The sequence below is a fragment of the Pseudomonas sp. GL-RE-26 genome, assembly GCF_019956275.1.
Lineage (GTDB): Bacteria > Pseudomonadota > Gammaproteobacteria > Pseudomonadales > Pseudomonadaceae > Aquipseudomonas > Aquipseudomonas grandcourensis.
Map to the genome: position 1 here is coordinate 1 of NZ_JAHBDI010000031.1, position 16,475 is coordinate 16,475.

The window sequence follows — 16,475 nt, forward strand, 5'->3', positions numbered from 1 at the left end:
TGCCGTTGGCATTCAGCACCAGGGTGCCGTAGGTGCCGGTGAAGGTGCCGGGGGTGATCGGGCCGCTGTTTTCACCGAGCGGCACCCGATCGGCGCCTTGCACATCGTTGCTCAGCACGTTGCCGTTCAGCGTCAGCAGGGTTTCCGAAGCGGTACTGGCGTTGCTGTCGCCCACGGCGTTGGGCAGGTCGTCGACGATGCTCACGTCGAGTGAACCGGTCGCGGTGGTGCCGTTGTCGTCGACCACGGTCACTGCGAACTGTTCAGGCAGGGTGTTGGTGCCGTTGGCGGTCGGGTGGGCTTCGTTATCGTTCAGGGTGTAGCTGTAGCTCACCACGCCGGTCGCCGCGTTGAACCCGGTGATGGTCAGCGTGCTGCCCAACGGGGTGGTGATCGATTGCGGGAAGCCCGCCGCCACGCCAGCAGTGACCACGGCAATGCCGCCCACGGTCAGGGTCGTGACGCCGTCGAGGGCGGCGACGGTGAAGGTGCCGTTCTGGGTCAGCGCGGTGGCATCCGGTGCGCTGCCGTCGCTGAGGTTTTTCTCGAAGACGGTCAACTCGCCGCCCCCAGTATTCAAACCGCCAATCGTGATCGGGTCATCGTTGTTGTGGATTTGCAGTACCAGGTTCGCGGTGCTGCTATCGCCGTCCGAATCGGTGAGGGTGTAGGTGAAGGTTTCGGTGCCGTCACCGCCGCCATGCAATGCCTTGAAGTCCGCATCGCTGGTGTTGAGGGTGTAGGTGTAGGTGCCGTTGGCATTCAGCACCAGGGTGCCATAGGTGCCGGTGAAGGTGCCGGGAGTGATCGGGCCGCTGTTTTCACCGAGCGGCACCCGGTCCGCGCCTTGCACATCGTTGGTCAGCACATTGCCGTTGAGGGTCAGCAGGGTTTCCGAGGCGATGCCATTGTTGTCATCGACTGCTTTCGGTACGTCGTCGATGATGCTGATATCCAGCGTACCGGTAGTGCTGTCGCCATTGCTGTCAATGGCCACCACGGTGACGTGTTCGACAAGACTGTTGGTACCCTCGCCGCTCGCTTGGGATTCGGCACGGTTGAGGGTGTAGCTGTAACTGACCACGCCCGTGGCCGGGTTGTAACTGGTGACGGTCAGCGTGCTGCCCAGCGGGGAGGTGATCGTCTGCGGGAAACCTGCCGCCACGCCGCCGCTGATCAAGTTGATTGCGCCGATGCTGAGACTGGTCAGCCCGTCTGGCGCGTTGATGGTGAAGGTGCCGCTTCGCGTCAACGAGCCTTCGTTCCGCGCCGAACCGTCGGCCAGGTTGGCTTCATTGACGGTCCGCTCGCCGTTCTGCGCCGACAGGCCTTCGAAGGTGACCGGATTGTTCGGTACCTGCACAACCACCGGCGGAACCACAGGGGCATCGGCCGCTACAGCGTTGTCCGGATTAGCGTTCAGGCGTTCTTCGGGAAGTTCGGGAATGCCATTGAACCCGGCTGTGGGGAAGCCGATGATCGGATCGACACGCCCGCCCACTTCTTCGAGCAGGACAAAACTATGGCCGCTGCCCGCGATGCCACCCGGTACACCGGCAGTCGTGGCCGGCCCGGCAGCGGTGGCTTCAGCGGTTTGGGTCGGGTCGTCGCCCGCCGCAATGGCTTTTTGCAGCTGTTCGACATCGGTCAGTTGCGCTTCGCTCGGCGTCAGGGCTTCAGGCGAGTCCACATGGGGAATCTGATTGGCGAGCAACTGCGGTGTCATCTGCATGCTGCTGTCGCGCCCGAGGGTCAGTTCCTGGCCATTTTGCAGATGCACCGCCACCGCGCCTTCAGCGCCAGTGGTCAGTTGGTCGCCAGCGAACAGCCGGTCCCCCTCGACTAAAGCACGCCGGGTGCCGTCGCTCGCAACTGCGAACACCTGACCGATGACCTTACTGACGATTCCGATGAGCGTTGCCATGTGCACTTCCTCCGCTGCCAACCGCTGTCGGCACCTTGATTGTGCGAAGAACGTGCTCATGGCTCGAGCGGGTTGTCTGGCGGATCGTGTTCCGGGTGCCGGTTTACTTGAGTAAGCCGTGGCCCCGGCACCGATCTCGCCCAGCCAGTCGCTCACGGCGCTGTTTACGATTTCGGGAAAACCCCTCTGCAATCAATGGCATCGGATCCCTGTGCGCAACAACGTTGCCTGTGAGCGATGCGTAACGATCTTGAATCACTCGAGTGACAAAAAACCGTCACTACCAGATCGCTCGCGTCCCTCCCCTCCAGCACTTCTCCGCTCTTTGTCGATAAGTGGATTGGAACTTTCCTCAAGCCCTCGATGAGCGCCCTAGAGCTCGTAAAACAAGGGTTTTCGAGTTGAACAATGTGCTGGATTTTGCAGAGCGCATAAGTTTTTTTTGGCATAAGCGTTATGAAAAAAATTTCTTAGCTACGCTTCAAAATGTTCTTAGCTCTTGTGTTAAAGATGTGAAACAACTTTACCTATAAATGTCGTCAAATAATTGGCGACGGATAAGCACCATCAGGAATCAGGGAGATGTACATGCGCCTATTAACCCCCCTCTGCAGCGCGGTTCTTTTGGCCATGGCCTGCTCATCCCAGGCTCAGGCCATGACGCTGACCGAAGCGATCCAGAGCACCATTGCGACTCACCCGGAACTGGCATCCCGTGTGGACAGCCGACTGTCGGCGGATGAGGACGTGAAGGTCGCCAAAGGGGGCTTTTATCCATCGGTTGATTTGAACGCTGCCTACGGGCGCGGGTACAGCGATAACACCAATACCCGGGCGCTCACCCCCGGCGGGCACAACACCGAAACCTTGAACTACACCCAGTCGGAATTGCGCCTGCGGCAAATGCTCTTCGACGGGTTCAACACTTCCAATGAAGTCGAACGCACCAAAGGCGTGGTCAACTCGCGCGCCTATTACGCTCAGGGTACGGCTCAGGATCTGGCCCTGCGCACCACCGAGGTTTACCTGGATGTCCTCAAGCGCCGCGAACTGGTGACACTGGCCAAGAACAACCTGCAAGCGCACTTGCGGGTCAACGACCAGATCGGACTGCGCACCCAGCGCGGCGTGGGCAGCAACGCCGATGCCGACCAGTCCAGCGCTCGCCGGGCACTGGCGGAAAACAACCTCGACACTGCCGAAGTCGATCTGGCCGATGCCGAGTCGAATTTCTATGCCGTCGTGGGGCGCATGCCCGATGAACTGGAAGCCCCGCCGTCGATTCGCGGCGAAGTCCCTGCCTCCCTGCCGGAAGCCCAGCAGAGCATGGTGGAAAACAACCCTTACCTGAAATCGGCCCAGGCCGACGTGCAATCAGCCGAAAGCCAGTACGAAGTCGCCAAGTCGCCGTTCTACCCGCGTTTAGACGGCGAGGCGGCAGTGGGCGCCAACAACAACGTGCAGGGGGATGAAGGCCACGACAACGAATGGCGAGTCGGCGTGGTGATGAACTACAACCTGTTCCGCGGCGGCAGCGACAAGGCGCGCCTGGCCTCCGACGCGCACAAGATCAACCAGGCCATGGACATCCGTAACAATGCCCTGCGCCAGCTCAACGAGAACATTCACCTGGCCTGGAACGCCATGGTCAATGCCAAGAAACAAACCCCGACCGCCCGTGAATACGCCGACACCAGCAAGCGCGTACGCATCGCCTATCAGGATCAGTTCGGCCTCGGCCAACGGACACTGCTGGACCTGCTCGACAGTGAAAACGAGCTCTACAACGCCAACCGTCGCTACACCGAAGTGCGCTACACCGAAGAGTTCTCGATGTACCGTGTCCTGGCGAACATGGGCCAGTTGCTGAGCAAGCAACGGGTCGTACTGCCCGCCGACGCGATCGCCCAGACCGAAGTGAAAAACGAAGCCCGTCTGCCTGAAATGAAATAACGAAGTACCCGTGCAGGAGCTGCCGCCGGCTGCGATCTTTTGACTTTGCTTTTGAGCAAACAAGATCAAAAGATCACAGCCGGCGGCAGCTCCTACAGTGTGATACGCAGATATCTGTCAATTGCCGTAGAGCAACGGGAGCAATCAATTTGACCAGCATGGAACCCGGCAACACTGGTGTCGATCCGCGCCTGAGCTTCGATGACCCGCTTCTGGACGGTCTGTTGATCCTCTGCAAACTCCACGGCGCGACGGTCAGCCGCGCCAGCCTCAGTGCCGGGCTGCCAATGGCACACCAACGCCTGAGCCTGGACCTGCTGCCTCGTGCAGCGGCCCGGGCCGGTTTGCAGGCGCGCTTGCTGCGCCGCGACCTCAAAGACATCTCCGCGCTCAACCTGCCCGTGCTGCTGTTGCTCAACAACGGCCGCACGGCCGTGCTGCGCCGTTATGGCGAGGACGGCAAGGTGCTGATCCTGCCCAGCGAAGCCGACGGCGGCGAACAATGGCTCAGCCCCGAGGAGCTGGCCGAACACTACAGTGGCCAGGCGTTGTTTGCCCGGCCACGCCACGAACTCGAAGACTTGCGCTCGCCGCTGGTACCTCGGGTCCAGGCATGGTTTCGCGATACGCTGAAGCTGTCGAAATGGCTGTACAGCGATGCGATCCTGGCGAGCTTCCTGATCAACCTGCTGGGGTTGATGGTGCCGCTGTTCGTGATGCAGACCTACGACCGCGTGGTGCCGAACCAGGCCACTTCGACCTTGTGGGTGCTGGCGATCGGTCTGCTGATCGGCACCGTTTTCGAACTGGTGCTGCGGGTCGTGCGCGCGCACTTGCTCGATACCGCCGGCAAGAAAACCGATGTGATCCTGTCGGCCACCCTGTTCGAGCGCATCACCGGCATGGCGATGAAAGCGCGACCGGCGACCATCGGTGGCTTCGCCCAAAGCATTCATGACTTCCAGGGCCTGCGGGAATTTCTCACCGCCGTGACCCTCACCAGCCTGATCGACTTGCCCTTCTGCTTGCTGATGCTGCTGGTGATCGGCCTGCTCGGTGGCTGGCTGGTGGTGATCCCGATTCTGGCGTTTCCCATCACCATCATCTTCGCCATGGTGATCCAGGTGCGCCTGCGCGATACCGTACAGAAAAGCCTCAGCCTCGGCGCCGAACGCCAGGCACTGCTGATCGAAACCCTCAGCGGCCTGGAAACCCTCAAGGCCTGCAGCGCCGAAAGCGAACGCCAGCACAAATGGGAAAGCACCCACGGCGCCCTCACCCGCCTCGACAGCCACGCGCGCAACCTCTCGGCCCTCGCCACCAACGGCACGCTGTTCATCCAGCAACTGTCCGGCATGGCAACCATCGTCGCCGGGGTCTACAGCATCATCGCCGGCAACCTCAGCGTCGGTGCCCTGGTGGCCAGCTACATGCTGGGCAGCCGGGTGCTTGCACCACTGGGGCAGATCGCCGGCCTGATCACCCGCTACCAGCAAGCGCAACTGACCATGAAAAGCACCGACGCACTGATGGGCCTGCCCCAGGAGCGCGACGCCAGGCAACGGCCGCTGGAGCGCACCCAACTGCAAGGCGCGCTGGATGTTGTCGGCGTGACCTTCCACTACAACGGCCAGAGCTCTCCCGCCCTGGCCAATGTCAGCTTCAGTGTGAAACCCGGCGAGCGCGTCGGCATCATCGGCCGCAGCGGCTCAGGCAAAAGTACCCTGGCGCGACTGGTGATGGGCTTCTACGAACCGGATGAAGGCCAATTGCTTCTCGATGGCCTGGACCTGCGGCAACTGGACGTCGCCGACCTGCGCCATCAAATCGGTTACGTCGCCCACGACCTGCCGCTTTTGGCCGGCAGCCTGCGCGACAACCTGACCCTCGGCGCGCGCTACATCAGTGACTCACGCATGCTTGAAGTGGCGGAAATGACCGGCGTAACCGAACTGGCCCGACAGCACCCGCAAGGCTTCGACCGGCCCGTGGGCGAGCGCGGGCAACTGTTGTCCGGCGGCCAGCGCCAAGCCGTATTGATGGCCCGGGCGATGTTGCTCGACCCGCCCATCATGCTGCTCGACGAGCCCACCAGCGCCATGGACAACAGCAGCGAAGACGTCCTGCGGCAAAAACTTCACGGCTGGGTCCAAGGCAAAACCATCCTGCTGGTGACCCATCGCACCTCGATGCTGAGCCTGGTGGACCGGTTGGTGGTGCTGGACAACGGACGGGTCGTCGCCGACGGTCCGAAAGAAGCAGTCATCGATGCACTGCGCAAGGGCCGTGTCGGCTCTGCGGCCGTCTAGGAGTAGCCCATGTCTGCCGATCAAGGATCCCGTGGCTACTTCGACAGTTTCAACAAAAGTGCCGAAACCGAGTTCATGCCGGAAACCGCCGGCGCCTCCTTGCAGGACTCACCGCGCTGGTCGCGAATCACCGTGTGGCTGGCCGCCGGGCTGGTGGTCAGTGCGCTGGTCTGGGCCAAATTCGCCGTGTTGCAGGAAGTGACCATGGGCGAAGGCAAGGCGATTCCCTCGAGCAAGGTCCAGGTGATCCAGAACCTGGAGGGCGGCATCGTCACTGAAATTTTCGTCCGTGAAGGACAAATGGTGAACAAGGGCGACACCTTGCTGCGCCTGGATGACACCCGCTACCTGTCGAACAAGGGCGAAAGCGAAGCCGATCGCTATGCCTTGACCGCGCAGGTCGAACGGCTTTCGGCCGAGGCCGAGGGCCGGCCGTTCAAGCTGTCAGAAGAAGTGATCGCCAAGGCCCCGCAAGTGGCCGAAGACGAGCGCTCGCTGTACGACCAGCGGCAACGTCGACTGGCCAGCGAGCAGCGCACCCTGAGCGAGCAACTTCGGCAAAAAACCCAGGAACTTGCAGAGTTCCGCTCAAAACAGGGGCAGTTCAGTTCCAGCCTGGCGCTGCTGCAACAAGAGATGAACATGTCCACACCGTTGGTGGGCACGGGTGCGGTGTCACCGGTGGAAATCCTGCGGCTCAAACGCAGCGCGGTGGAGATTCGCGGCTCGCTGAACGCCACCACCCTGGCGATTCCCCGGGCGGAATCGGCGATCAACGAGATCAAAAGCAAGATCGACGAGTCGGAGCAAACCTTCCGCTCGGAAGCCGCCAAAGAGCTGAACGAGAAACGCACCGACCTGTCGAAAATCACAGCCTCAAGCATTGCTATCGACGACCGTGTCACCCGCACCACCGTCGTCTCGCCGGTACACGGCATCATCAAGGTGTTGAAGGTCAACACCATCGGCGGCGTGGTCCAGCCCGGCAGTGACATGGTGGAAATCGTGCCGCTGGAAGACAACCTGCTAATCGAAGCCAAGGTGCGGCCACAGGACGTTGCATTCCTGCATCCGGGCCAGAAAGCCATGGTCAAGTTCAGTGCCTACGACTACACCATTTACGGCGGCCTGAGCGCCAAGCTGGAATTGATCGGCGCCGACACCATCACCGACGACAAGGGCAACAGCTTCTATCTGATTCAGGTGCGTACCGACAAAAACCATTTGGGCGGGGATGTGAAACCGCTGCTGATCATCCCGGGGATGGTGGCGACGGTGGACATTATTACCGGGGAGAAAACGGTGCTGGATTACTTGCTTAAACCGGTGTTGAAAGCGCGGACCGAGGCGATGCGCGAAAGGTAAGCCTGACTCAATCTCTGTGGCGAGGGGGCTTGCCCCCGTTGGGTCGCGCAGCGGCCCCAAACCATTCTCGCCGGTGTATGAGGCAAACCGCATCAACCGCTTTTACGGCGGCTTCGCCGCCGAACGGGGGCAAGCCCCCTCGCCACAATTCATCATTGTTCGTGATTTTTGCGGTAAACCTCCTCCCCCATCGCCGCAATCTGCCCCTCGATCAACGCCTCGAACGGCTTCAGCAACGGCGCAAACGTTGCCGGCGCTTCGAGGGTTTCCAGCGCCTGCACAATCGCCTCCACCGTCGACAACGCTCCCGGCCCCGGCGCCTTGCGCAAGCGATAGCGGGACACACCGCCTTCGGCCAGCATCACCCTCGGCAACGCTGCCAGCAGCGGATTGAGGTGCAGCATCTTGCGCGCCTTGCGCCAGGTGCCGTCGGGGACCACCAGCAACAAGGGTTCGTCCGTCGCGGCACAAGCCTGCATCGGCTGGGCATCTTCGCCGGGAAACAGCAACCGCGCCCGATACCCCGGCTGGTTCAACAGCGTCGGCAAATCCTCGAACACCTCGCCGACGATCAACTCGGCATTCTTCAACCCAAGCGCCGCCAGGCGTGCGGTATTCAACGCATGATTCACTTCGCTCGGATGCTGCAACAACAGTACCCGGGTGCGGCTGTCGAGGCTCGGGATCAACGGGCACAGGCAGTGGCTTTGCGGGCGCAGGCAGCGCGGACATTGAACTCTGGACATCGTCTTTACGCCTGATTCAGTTGTGCTTTGAGCAGATCACGGAATGTCTGGATCAGCGGCTCGCGGCTACGACCCCGACGCACGATCATCGAGAACGGCGCCTGATAACCAAAGGTCGCCGGCAGCAACACTCGCAGGTCACCCTTGTCGGCCCAGGCCTGGGCGTAGTGCTCCGGCAGGTAGCCGATGTAGGCGCCGGACAGCACCAGAATCAACTGGGCCTCCATACTTTCTACCGTCGCGGCGCTGTGCTTGAAACCGTGGCGTGCCAGTTCGGCCTGGCTCCAGTAGCCACGACCGACCATGCGCTGCTGGGTAATGACTTGCTCGGGGATGCGCCGTTCGTTGAACAGCGGATGCCGCGTGCTGCAATACAACCAGTGTTGTTCACGGTACAGCGGCATGTACACAAGACCGCTCATGCGCGTGGAAAACGCACCGATGGCCAGGTCGAGGCGGTTGTCCTGCACGCCGAGTTGCAATTCGTAAGGGCTCATCACCGACAGGTGCAAGTGCACGGCCGGGTGTTCCTGGCTGTAGGCACCGATGGCTTCGGCGAACGGCAGGGCCTTGTCGCTGACGGTGGAGTCGATCACTCCGAGGTTCAAGGTGCCGCGCAACTCGCCCTTAAGGGCGGCGGCATACTGCTCGAAGCCTTCGAGTTCGCCCAGCAGACGCAGGGTTTCCTGATGGAACAGCTCGCCCTTGCTGGTCAGGCTGAAACCACCACGGCCGCGATGGCACAGGACCAGGCCGAGGGCGGCTTCGAGCTGGCTCATGTAGGTGCTGATGGCCGACGTCGAGAGATTGAGCTCCTGCTGGGCGTTGGCGAACCCCTGATGGCGCACCACGCTGACGAAGATGCGCAATAGTTTCAGGTCGGGTAAAGCGTTGGCCATCAGACACTCCAAATACAAAGGTCACACGCTGCTCTAGGTGGAATGCACATCACTGTGGCGAGGGGGCTTGCCCCCGTTGGGCTGCGCAGCGGCCCCAAACCCGTCATCCGGGATGCATCAGGCAAACCGCGTCAACGTGATTTACGGCGGCTGCGCCGCCGAACGGGGGCAAGCCCCCTCGCCACATTGGTTCTGCGGATGTCCGTGAGTCTATCGCTGTCCCAGCCATTAGTTTAGAAAAATCTGAACTAAGTATTTGCCCGTAGCGATTCTTCCCGGCCACTACATTTCGCAGAATCGGCGCCACAAGGTTCGCCCGTACTCCCGTGAATGGCGCAACCGACATAAATAAAACAACGACGATGAGGCCCTACCCGTGGACAAGATTCTTCACCAACCACTGGGCGGCAACGAAATGCCGCGCTTCGGCGGCATCGCCACCATGATGCGACTCCCCCATTTGAATACCGCTGCCGGCCTGGACGCTGCCTTCGTAGGCGTGCCACTGGACATCGGTACATCGCTGCGCCCCGGCACCCGTTTCGGGCCTCGCGAAATCCGCGCCGAGTCGGTGATGATCCGCCCGTACAACATGGCCACCGGTGCTGCCCCGTTTGACTCGCTGTCGGTTGCTGACATCGGCGATATCGCGATCAACACGTTCAACCTGCTGGATGCCGTACGGATCATCGAAGAATCCTACGACAACATCCTCGAACACGATGTGATCCCCCTGACTCTGGGCGGCGACCACACCATCACCCTGCCGATCCTGCGTGCCATCCATAAAAAGCACGGCAAGGTCGGCCTGGTACACATCGACGCCCATGCCGATGTGAACGATCACATGTTCGGCGAGAAGATCGCCCACGGCACCACCTTCCGTCGCGCCGTTGAAGAAGGCCTGCTGGATCCGGACCGTGTCGTGCAGATCGGTCTGCGTGCCCAAGGCTACACCGCTGACGACTTCAACTGGAGCCGCAACCAGGGCTTCCGTGTGGTTCAGGCTGAAGAGTGCTGGCACAAATCGCTGGAGCCTTTGATGGCTGAAGTCCGCGAAAAAGTCGGCGGCGGTCCTGTTTACCTCAGCTTCGACATCGACGGCATCGACCCTGCCTGGGCACCGGGTACCGGTACCCCGGAAATCGGCGGTCTGACGACCATTCAGGCAATCGAGATCGTTCGTGGCTGCCAAGGCCTCGACCTGGTCGGTTGCGATCTGGTAGAAGTCTCGCCCGCTTACGACACCTCCGGCAACACCTCGCTGCTGGCCGCCAACCTGCTGTACGAAATGCTCTGCGTACTGCCTGGCGTAGTCCACCGCTGAGGATTGGTCATGAACGAACGTGATCAGGTGCTCAAAGCCGCCGCCGATCTGGTGTCCGCTTTTGCCCGTAACGATCGCGAAGCCTACTTCGGCGCGTTCAGCGCCAATGCCAGCTTCGTCTTCTACACCCTCGAACAGCCCCTGCTGTCGCGCGACGCCTATCAGGCGATGTGGGACGGCTGGCGCTCTGAGGATGGCTTCGAGGTGCTCTCGTGCACCTCAAGCAACGCTTTCGTCAGCCTGCAGGGTGACGTGGCGATTTTCATCCATGACGTAGCCACCGAGTTGCGCATGCAAGGGGAGCAACACTTCAGCCAGGAGCGCGAGACGATTGTTTTCAAGAAACAAGCGTCTGGCCAAGAACAACAAGGCCTATGGCTGGCCTGCCACGAACATTTGTCCGCGATGCCGGAAGGGCTGCCAACCCCTTAGCCAACACAGGTGACGCTCACGCACGATGAGCGCGCCTTTATGATCGGAGCTGATCATGAATAACAACAACAACGACCAAAGCCTTACGCAAATTGAAACCTACGGGGTCGAACAGATCCCGGACAGCGAACGCACCGCAGGTCCGACGGACTTGTTCCGGATGATCTTCGGGGGTTCCAACACCTTTGCAACCGCCGTCCTCGGCAGCTTCCCGGTACTGTTCGGCCTGTCTTTCCAGGCGGGCGTCTGGGCGATTGTGCTGGGCGTATTGCTGGGTTCGCTGATCCTCGCGCCAATGGGCCTGTTCGGCCCGATCAATGGCACCAACAACGCCGTATCTTCCGGGGCGCACTTCGGCGTGCACGGGCGGATCGTCGGTTCGTTCCTGTCGCTGTTGACCGCCATCGCCTTCTTCTCGCTCTCGGTGTGGAGTTCGGGGGATGCGCTGATCGGAGGCGCCAAACGCCTGATCGGCCTGCCGGAAACCGACCTGACCCTGGGCCTGGCCTACGGTCTGTTCGCGATCCTGGTATTGACCGTATGTATCTATGGATTTCGCTTCTTGCTGTGGGTCAACAAGATCGCGGTGTGGAGTGCCAGCCTGCTGTTCCTGCTGGGCATCTTCGCCTTCGCCGGTCCCTTCGATGCGAACTACGCCGGCACCGTCAACATGGGGCAACCCGGTTTCTGGGCCGCGTTCATTGGCGCTGCGCTGGTGGCGATGAGCAACCCGATTTCCTTCGGTGCGTTCCTCGGCGACTGGTCGCGCTACATTCCGCGTGACACCTCCAAGCGCCGCATCATGGCGGCGGTGGTGATTTCGCAGATCGCGACGTTCATCCCGTTCCTGTTCGGCCTGGCCACCGCGACCATCGTGGCGATCAAGGCACCGGACTACATCGCGGCCAACAACTATGTCGGTGGTCTGCTGGCGGTATCGCCGAGCTGGTTCTTCCTGCCGGTGTGCCTGATCGCGGTGATTGGTGGCATGTCCACCGGCACCACCTCGCTCTATGGCACCGGCCTGGACATGTCCAGCGTGTTCCCTCGGGTGCTGTCGCGGGTCAAGGCCACGCTGCTGATCGGTGTGATGTCGATTGCCTTCATCTTCATCGGGCGCTTCGCGGCCAACCTGGTGCAGAGCGTGTCGACCTTCGCCGTGCTGATCATCACCTGCACCACCCCGTGGATGGTGATCATGATCATCGGCCTGCTGGTGCGTCGCGGCTTCTACTGCCCGGATGACCTGCAAGTGTTCACCCGCGGCGAGAAAGGTGGCCGCTACTGGTTCACCCACGGCTGGAACTGGCGTGGCCTGGGTGCCTGGATCCCGAGCGCGGCCGTCGGCCTGTGCTTCGTGAACCTGCCGGGTCAGTTTGTCGGGCCACTGGGCGAAATGGCCGGTGGTATCGACATCAGCTTGCCGGTGACCCTGGGCCTGGCCTCGCTGGTGTACCTGGCGCTGCTGAGCCTGTTCCCGGAGTCGAGCGCAGTGTTCGGTCCGAACGATTCACGCAGCCAGAGCACGGATTCGCTCGCTAAACCGGCGATGCGTCAAGCCGCCTGATTCAACGCATTACCTGTGGTCAACACATTACCTGTGGGAGCGTGGCTTGCCCGCGATGAACGATAACGCGGTCTGCCTGGTGGACCGCGGCGCTCCCTTCGCGGGCAAGCCACGCTCCCACAGGAATTGATGTTCCCACAGGGATTGATTTTCAGCCTCACATAAAAAAGACAATCGGAGACACGCAACAATGGCTTTGGATTTATTCGTCGTACTCATCTACGCCGCCGCGATGCTGATACTCGGCTACTACGGCATGCGCAAGGCCAAGACCAACGAAGACTTTTTGGTCGCCGGTCGCAACCTCGGCCCAAGCCTGTACATGGGCACCATGGCTGCCACCGTCCTGGGCGGCGCGTCCACCGTGGGCACCGTGCGTCTGGGCTACGTGCATGGCATCTCCGGTTTCTGGCTATGTGCGGCCCTGGGTTGCGGGATCGTGGCGCTGAACCTGTTCCTCGCCAAACCGCTGCTGAAACTGAAGATCTACACCGTTACCCAGGTCCTGGAAAAACGCTACAACCCGATGGCCCGCTCCGCGAGCGCGGTGATCATGCTGGCCTACGCGCTGATGATCGGCGTGGTTTCGATCCTGGCGATCGGCACCGTATTGCAAGTGCTGTTCGGCCTGCCATTCTGGGTGTCCGTTCTGCTCGGCGGTGGCGTCGTGGTGATCTACTCGGCAATCGGTGGCATGTGGTCCCTGACCCTGACCGACATCGTCCAATTCGTGATCAAGACAGTCGGCCTGATGTTCATCCTGTTGCCGATCTGCCTGTACCGCGTTGGCGGCTGGGATGAGTTGGTATTGAAACTGCCGGCAACCGCCTTCAGCTTCACCACCATCGGTTGGGACACCATCATCACCTACTTCATGATCTACTTCTTCGGGATCCTGATCGGTCAGGACATCTGGCAACGGGTGTTCACCGTCAAGACCGCTAAAGTGGCTCAGGTTGCCGGTACTGCTGCCGGTATCTACTGCATCGTTTATGGTCTGGCCTGCGCCCTGATCGGCATGGCCGCTCACGTGCTGATCCCGGATCTGGATAACGTCAACAACGCCTTCGCCGCCATCGTCAAACTGTCGCTGCCGGACGGTATCCGTGGTCTGGTGATTGCTGCTGCACTGGCCGCCATGATGTCCACCGCCAGCGCTGGCCTGCTGGCCGCTGCCACCACCCTGACCGAAGACCTGCTGCCGAAACTGCGCGGCGGTAAACAGTCGAGCCTGGGCCTGAACCGCCTGGTCACCATGCTGACCGGTATTGTGGTGCTGGGTATCGCTCTGGTCGTGAACGACGTGATCAGCGCCCTGACCCTGGCGTACAACCTGCTGGTAGGCGGCATGCTGATCCCGCTGATCGGTGCGATCTTCTGGAAACGTGCCACCACCGCCGGCGCCATCGCCAGCATGGGCATGGGCTTCGCCACTGCCCTGCTGTTCATGTTCAAGGATGGTCTGGATGCCAATACCCCGATCTACTACAGCCTCGGTGTAGGCCTGGTGAGCTTTGTTGCAGTCAGCCTGCTGTCCCGTCGCCCGGTGACTGTGGCCAGCGCGGCCTAAGCTGAACATAACGACTTGATGCTTTCTTCGACGAGTGTGGCGTCGGTTGCCGCACTCGTTTTTTTCGTCTGGAGAAAACTGCTCATGAAGATCGTCAGCCGCGATCATTGGTTCGAAGTCAAACATCTCAGCGACGGCATCCGCTTGATTCACGAGCCGTACATCCGCCCCTTCTACCGCTGCAACCTCTGGCACATCCAGGGCCGTAACAAAGACCTGCTGCTGGATAGCGGTTCGGGGCTGGTCAGCCTGCGCGAACAACTGCCGTGGATCACCGAACGGCCGCTGGTGGCCGTGGCCAGCCACTGCCATTTCGATCACATCGCCGGTCATCACGAATTCGCTGAACGGCTGGTGCACCCGGCCGAGGCGGACATTCTCGCCGCCCCCGATGGCGACAACGACCTGAGCAAAGCCTTCGTCGGCGACGACATGTTCGAGGCGCACCCCGATTGCCCGCTGTGCTACGCCGAATACCGGGTCAAGGCCGCACCGGCCACGGGGTTTGTCGAAGATGGGGATGTGCTGGACCTGGGTAATCGGGTGTTGCAGGTCGTGCACACACCGGGACACTCACCGGGTGGCATCTGCCTGTACGAAGCCGAGACCGAGACCCTGTTCAGCGGCGACATCATCTACGACGGCCCGCTGATCGAAGACGCCTACCACTCCAACCTCGATGACTACGCCCGCAGCCTGCAACGCTTGCACGCGCTATCGATCCGCACGGTGCATGGCGGGCATTTCGGCAGTTTTTCCGGGGAACATTTGCGCAGCATGATTGACGAATGGCAGCGCTCACACGCCTAAAGCCTGCTGTACTCAACGGCAGGAACTGCACCGGCAGGAAGAACTACACCCACTTCCTCGAAGAACGATCATGAAAGAAGCTGCCCTTCGTGCTGTCGTACATCGCTACATCAGCCGCCTGCTGGAAGGCCGGGATGACTTCGACGACAACGCCAGCCTGGCGCAGTTGGGATTGGATAAAAAAGATATCGAAGAGCTGATCTTCCATCTGGAAGATGAACTGGGTGTCACGGCGTTTACGGTAGAGGAAGACCGGATGCTCAAGACCGCCAGGACGGCGAATGATTTGAGCCGGTTTTTGCTGGAGATCGGGCGGTACTAAGGCTGGTGATCAAACGTACACGAAGCGGCAAGGGAGCTTGCTCCCTCGCCACGGGAAACCTTTCACCTGTCAGATGATATCTGCCATTACCGGCGTCGCTGCTGGCGCCGACGTTGTTCGTCATCAGTACGAACAGGCACGGGTTGCAGAGGCGGTTCGATCAAACCGAGAGCCACGCCCAGGTCATGCAGCCAGTTTTGGATTTTCTCTTTCATGGTGCCCCCTTCAGGGTAGTGCCGAGCGGCCAAAGTTCTGTAGCCCCTTCGTACAGATAATAGTCCGAAGTCCTACGCAATGCTCGCGCAAAGTCACAAGGATCTGTTACTGAATCCATCACAATCAGCCTGTGTTCAGGCAATGTCCTGTGCCCGCACTCGTGCCGGCGGAAAAACCACCTGTTGCTGCTCGATCCAGGCATTCAGGTTGGCCCCGACCATGCCCTTGCGCCACATCAGCCAGGTGGTAGCACTGGCGAACGGTTCGGCCAACGGATGCACGGCCACACTCTCACGACCCGGCAGACTGGCGAGCATCGACTCCGACATAAGCGCCACGCCGGAACCGGCAATCACACATGCCAGCATCCCCGGGTAGGACTCGATCTCCATCGCCCGGCCCATGGCCGCATGGTCATGGGCGAACCAGGCCTCCAGGCGCATGCGGTAGGAGCAGCCCTGGCGAAAGGTGAACACCGAACGCCCCTCCACATCCAGCGCGCTACGCACTGGAGGATGGTCGGCCTCGCTGATCAGCACCAGGCGCTCGTCACACAAGGGCACACCGTCAAGCCCGGCCAGTTCCAGGGGCCCATCCACCAGCGCCGCATCGAGTCGACCGGTGAGCAGGCCTTCGAGCAATTCACCGCTGGGGCCGGATTGCACTTGCAGGTTCACCGCCGGATACAAACGGTGGTAGTGCGCCAATAGCCCCGGAAGATGAATCGCCGCTGTGCTGTACATGGTGCCGAGCACGAAGTCGCCCGCCGGTTGCCCGCCCTGCACTGCCGCACTGGCTTCATCGCGCAAGGCAAAAAGCCTGGCGGTGTAGTCCAGCAGGACTTTTCCCGCAGGCGACAACTGCAAGCGCTGACGTTCGCGCAGGAACAGTTCGACGCCCAGTTGCTCTTCCAGCTGTTTGAGCCGGGTCGACAGGTTCGACGGTACTCGATGCAGCCGTTCGGCGGCCCGGGTGATGGACCCTTCTTCCGCCACTGCCTGGAAGATGCGCAATTGGCTGAATTCCACGACACTC

14 protein-coding genes are annotated in these 16,475 nt (G+C 61.1%); 9 read left to right on the forward strand and 5 right to left on the reverse strand.

Features of this window, described 5'->3' with window-relative positions:
* Nucleotides 1-1,924, reverse strand: a 1,924-nt coding sequence (locus tag KGB07_RS18880) for a retention module-containing protein (RefSeq protein WP_223466230.1), incomplete at its 3' end; no start/stop codon positions are given.
* A 588-nt stretch (nt 1,925-2,512) separates the two neighbouring features.
* Here KGB07_RS18880 and KGB07_RS18885 point away from each other — a divergent pair.
* The 3 genes from KGB07_RS18885 to KGB07_RS18895 all read left to right on the forward strand — a co-directional run bounded on the left by KGB07_RS18885 (nt 2,513) and on the right by KGB07_RS18895 (nt 7,551).
* Nucleotides 2,513-3,877 carry a TolC family outer membrane protein gene (locus KGB07_RS18885; protein ID WP_223466232.1) on the forward strand — a complete coding sequence of 455 codons (1,365 nt, stop codon included), beginning with the start codon at nt 2,513-2,515 and terminating at the stop codon, nt 3,875-3,877.
* Nucleotides 3,878-4,026: 149 nt separating this feature from the next.
* Nucleotides 4,027-6,186, forward strand: a complete 2,160-nt coding sequence (locus tag KGB07_RS18890) for a type I secretion system permease/ATPase (protein WP_223466233.1) — start codon at nt 4,027-4,029, stop codon at nt 6,184-6,186.
* Between the two features lie 9 nt (nt 6,187-6,195).
* A complete protein-coding gene (locus KGB07_RS18895) occupies nt 6,196-7,551 on the forward strand; it encodes an HlyD family type I secretion periplasmic adaptor subunit (RefSeq protein WP_046043728.1) in 1,356 nt (451 codons plus the stop codon).
* 152 nt (nt 7,552-7,703) lie between these two features.
* Here KGB07_RS18895 and KGB07_RS18900 read toward each other — a convergent pair whose 3' ends face one another.
* Nucleotides 7,704-8,297: a tRNA-uridine aminocarboxypropyltransferase gene (locus KGB07_RS18900; RefSeq protein ID WP_223466234.1), complete on the reverse strand. Its 594-nt coding sequence runs from the start codon at nt 8,295-8,297 to the stop codon at nt 7,704-7,706.
* Between the two features lie 5 nt (nt 8,298-8,302).
* Nucleotides 8,303-9,196, reverse strand: a complete 894-nt coding sequence (locus KGB07_RS18905; RefSeq protein WP_007972518.1) for a LysR family transcriptional regulator — start codon at nt 9,194-9,196, stop codon at nt 8,303-8,305.
* Between the two features lie 376 nt (nt 9,197-9,572).
* Between KGB07_RS18905 and speB the strand changes: the two genes are divergently transcribed.
* The 6 genes from speB to KGB07_RS18935 all read left to right on the forward strand — a co-directional run bounded on the left by speB (nt 9,573) and on the right by KGB07_RS18935 (nt 15,224).
* A complete protein-coding gene (gene speB, locus KGB07_RS18910; protein ID WP_046043724.1) occupies nt 9,573-10,523 on the forward strand; it encodes an agmatinase in 951 nt (316 codons plus the stop codon).
* A gap of 9 nt (nt 10,524-10,532) precedes the next feature.
* Entirely contained in the window at nt 10,533-10,955 is a 423-nt protein-coding gene (locus KGB07_RS18915; protein ID WP_046043723.1) for a YybH family protein, read from the forward strand.
* 55 nt (nt 10,956-11,010) lie between these two features.
* On the forward strand, nt 11,011-12,522 hold the full coding sequence (locus KGB07_RS18920) for a purine-cytosine permease family protein (protein ID WP_223466235.1): 1,512 nt from the start codon (nt 11,011-11,013) through the stop codon (nt 12,520-12,522).
* A gap of 190 nt (nt 12,523-12,712) precedes the next feature.
* Complete coding sequence (locus KGB07_RS18925) at nt 12,713-14,092, forward strand: sodium:solute symporter (protein ID WP_046043720.1); 1,380 nt, start codon at nt 12,713-12,715, stop codon at nt 14,090-14,092.
* Nucleotides 14,093-14,176: 84 nt separating this feature from the next.
* Nucleotides 14,177-14,902, forward strand: a complete 726-nt coding sequence (locus tag KGB07_RS18930; protein WP_223466239.1) for an MBL fold metallo-hydrolase — start codon at nt 14,177-14,179, stop codon at nt 14,900-14,902.
* 70 nt (nt 14,903-14,972) lie between these two features.
* The gene (locus KGB07_RS18935; protein ID WP_046043717.1) at nt 14,973-15,224 is read left to right on the forward strand and encodes an acyl carrier protein; all 252 of its coding nucleotides are present in this window, start codon (nt 14,973-14,975) and stop codon (nt 15,222-15,224) included.
* An 86-nt stretch (nt 15,225-15,310) separates the two neighbouring features.
* Here the strand turns inward: KGB07_RS18935 and KGB07_RS29515 are convergent, their stop codons facing one another.
* Complete coding sequence (locus KGB07_RS29515; RefSeq protein WP_007972508.1) at nt 15,311-15,439, reverse strand: PA1414 family protein; 129 nt, start codon at nt 15,437-15,439, stop codon at nt 15,311-15,313.
* 135 nt (nt 15,440-15,574) lie between these two features.
* Complete coding sequence (ptrR, locus tag KGB07_RS18940; RefSeq protein WP_046043716.1) at nt 15,575-16,468, reverse strand: putrescine utilization regulator PtrR; 894 nt, start codon at nt 16,466-16,468, stop codon at nt 15,575-15,577.
* Nucleotides 16,469-16,475: the final 7 nt, after the last annotated feature.

Coding starts and splice junctions, on each gene's coding strand:
- KGB07_RS18885 (WP_223466232.1), top strand. CDS start 2,513: ATGCGCCTATTAACCCCCCTCTGCAGCGCGGTTCTTTTGGCCATGGCC.
- KGB07_RS18895 (WP_046043728.1), top strand. CDS start 6,196: ATGTCTGCCGATCAAGGATCCCGTGGCTACTTCGACAGTTTCAACAAA.
- KGB07_RS18900 (WP_223466234.1), bottom strand. CDS start 8,297: ATGTCCAGAGTTCAATGTCCGCGCTGCCTGCGCCCGCAAAGCCACTGC.
- KGB07_RS18905 (WP_007972518.1), bottom strand. CDS start 9,196: ATGGCCAACGCTTTACCCGACCTGAAACTATTGCGCATCTTCGTCAGC.
- KGB07_RS18915 (WP_046043723.1), top strand. CDS start 10,533: ATGAACGAACGTGATCAGGTGCTCAAAGCCGCCGCCGATCTGGTGTCC.
- KGB07_RS18920 (WP_223466235.1), top strand. CDS start 11,011: ATGAATAACAACAACAACGACCAAAGCCTTACGCAAATTGAAACCTAC.
- KGB07_RS18925 (WP_046043720.1), top strand. CDS start 12,713: ATGGCTTTGGATTTATTCGTCGTACTCATCTACGCCGCCGCGATGCTG.
- KGB07_RS18930 (WP_223466239.1), top strand. CDS start 14,177: ATGAAGATCGTCAGCCGCGATCATTGGTTCGAAGTCAAACATCTCAGC.
- KGB07_RS18935 (WP_046043717.1), top strand. CDS start 14,973: ATGAAAGAAGCTGCCCTTCGTGCTGTCGTACATCGCTACATCAGCCGC.
- KGB07_RS29515 (WP_007972508.1), bottom strand. CDS start 15,439: ATGAAAGAGAAAATCCAAAACTGGCTGCATGACCTGGGCGTGGCTCTC.